Genomic DNA, 2,225 nt, shown 5'->3' on the forward strand with positions numbered 1-2,225 from the left:
CAATTAACTAAAAATCAGATGAAAAGGCAATCTATTAAGCGGCTCAGAAAAAATGCTGGATGGGATGATTCTATTTTAACCACTATCTTATCTCAAAATTTTTCATGAGGTGACCCTGGGGTAAATCATCCATGCTTAAAAAATTTAATTAATATTTTAAGGAAATAGCCCACTATTTCTAAAGTAGTTTTTCCTTTTGCCGCCAACCAGAATAGAATAATATTGTACATGTTGTGCAATTAAAAAAAAGGAGCAACTCATGGACATTATTTTACAAGGCCAACACGAGGGGCAAGAGGCTTTAGAAAGCTTGGAAAAAGTATTAAATCTTTTTAAGGATCGTTACCATATCAACGGCTATCGTGAAATACATTTGACTGTCACCTTAGTCGATGATCATGGGGATGAGGTTGAGCTAATTGATAGTGAGACTAACCAACCTTACCGTATCTTTGAAGTTTTTCGCGCGGGCTATGAGTTTTCTGGCAGAAAGGGGATTCCTAAATTGCAATTGGTAGTAGATAATACTAAACAATAATAAGAACATAGGGATATTTCATGTTGCTGGCATTTTTAGCCATACTTCTTACTTTATTTTTAGTAATTGGTATCCATGAGGCTGGGCATGCTTTAGCTGCTCATTTGTTCCATATAAAAATCAAACGAATTGCCATTGGTTTTGGTAAACCTTTAGTTCAATGGCAGGGCCGCTCTGGGTGTGAATGGGTTTTAGGCCGCTGGTTTTTAGGAGGCTATGTCCAATTAAATAATACCCGTATTGCTCCGGTAAAACCCGAAGAAGAAGCAAGTTGCTTTGATAAAAAACCCATTTGGCAACGTATCATTGTTTTATTGGCTGGTGCCTGCGCCAATATCATAACGGCATGGTTAGCATTTATTTTGGTATTCTCTATAGGCATTCATTATCGAATACCTGAAATTGAAACAGTCCAAGCTAATAGTGTAGCAGCAAAAGCGGGAATAATGCCGCAAGAGCAATTTTTATCTATTGCGGGTAGGGATACCTTTTCTTGGCAAGACGTCGGACAAGAATTAATTGTTTCATGGGGCCAAAAAAATATTCCAGTCTCTTTAAAAACGAGCACTGGAGAAATAAAACAAACTACTTTGGATCTAAGCCAGATAGGATTTAATGAACAGGCGCGATCTTTATTGGCTAGTCTTGGCTTGGTTCCGAATGTAAAGGCAGCGCAACAACTCTTAAAAGCACCTTCCTTAGGGAATGCAATACAACAAGCAAATAATACAATTAGCCATTATGTTTATTTCTTCTTAATTATTTTAAAACAATTATTCACGGGGGTAATTCCTTTTTCAGTCTTATTAGGGCCTATAGGCTTATTTGCTACTTCTATTGCTTCTCTCAGCCAAGGCATTTTAGTTTTTTTGTATTTCATTGCCGGTTTAAGTGTTGCGGTAGCCTTTATTAACCTTTTTCCTATTCCTGGATTAGATGGAGGAGCTATTCTTTATACGCTTATTGAGAAAATTCGGGGTGAGCCTATATCAATAGCTTTAGAAATTTTGATTTATCGATTAATGATGGTTCTATTATTTTTAATCTTAGTACAACTGTTAAAAAACGATCTTGCGCTTTTTATCATGCGTCCCCATTAAGAGCGCTGAGCGCACTTCGGGCTGGCTGGAGGAAAATAAAGAGTATCATTTGCCTGATTTAATTAATGCAGCTCCGAGCGGCGTTTTAATAAGTCACCTACCTCTTCATCGCTGGTTTGATTAAAATTGGCATAATAAAAACCTACAGCACCAAAATCCTTAGGGCTATTTAGACACACTACTTCATCCGCCATTTTTTTTAATTCCTTGATCGCGCTTAAAGAGCCTACTGGGACTGCGACAATAATTTTTGCCGGTTTATTTTGTTGTAAGGCTATAATAGCCGCTTTCATGGTATAACCCGTAGCAATGCCATCATCAATCAATAAAATAGTTTTATTGCTTAGGGCTAAAAAATGATGATTCGTAGGGCGGTAGAGCTGCTCTCGCCGAATTAACTCCTGCTTTTCTTCCGCAATGACCTTATTTATCTCATTTTGGGGAATATGCAGCGAGTCAATCACTTGGTTATTTACTCATGTTACGCACATAAACTTGTAGTTTGACTAAAAAGCATTAGAATTCCGCCCTTAATTTTAGGGAGGGAATTAAATGGATATGCTTGATCTTTATAGTGATTATTTGAT

At 37.2% G+C, this 2,225-nt stretch carries 3 protein-coding genes; 2 read left to right on the forward strand and 1 reads right to left on the reverse strand.

Annotation, left to right across the window (positions count from 1 at the left end; genetic code table 11):
- Nucleotides 1–259: 259 nt before the first annotated feature.
- Both ELY15_RS15275 and ELY15_RS15280 read left to right on the forward strand, forming a co-directional pair.
- A complete protein-coding gene (locus ELY15_RS15275; RefSeq protein WP_127101544.1) occupies nucleotides 260–538 on the forward strand; it encodes a hypothetical protein in 279 nt (92 codons plus the stop codon).
- Between the two features lie 20 nt (nucleotides 539–558).
- Entirely contained in the window at nucleotides 559–1,638 is a 1,080-nt protein-coding gene (locus ELY15_RS15280; RefSeq protein ID WP_127101546.1) for an RIP metalloprotease, read from the forward strand.
- Between the two features lie 62 nt (nucleotides 1,639–1,700).
- On the opposite strand, the gene ELY15_RS15285 is transcribed toward ELY15_RS15280, so the two are convergent.
- Nucleotides 1,701–2,102: a phosphoribosyltransferase gene (locus ELY15_RS15285; protein WP_127101548.1), complete on the reverse strand. Its 402-nt coding sequence runs from the start codon at nucleotides 2,100–2,102 to the stop codon at nucleotides 1,701–1,703.
- Between the last annotated feature and the right edge of the window lie 123 nt (nucleotides 2,103–2,225).

Source organism: Legionella sp. km772 (assembly GCF_003989735.1).
Lineage (GTDB): Bacteria > Pseudomonadota > Gammaproteobacteria > Legionellales > Legionellaceae > Legionella.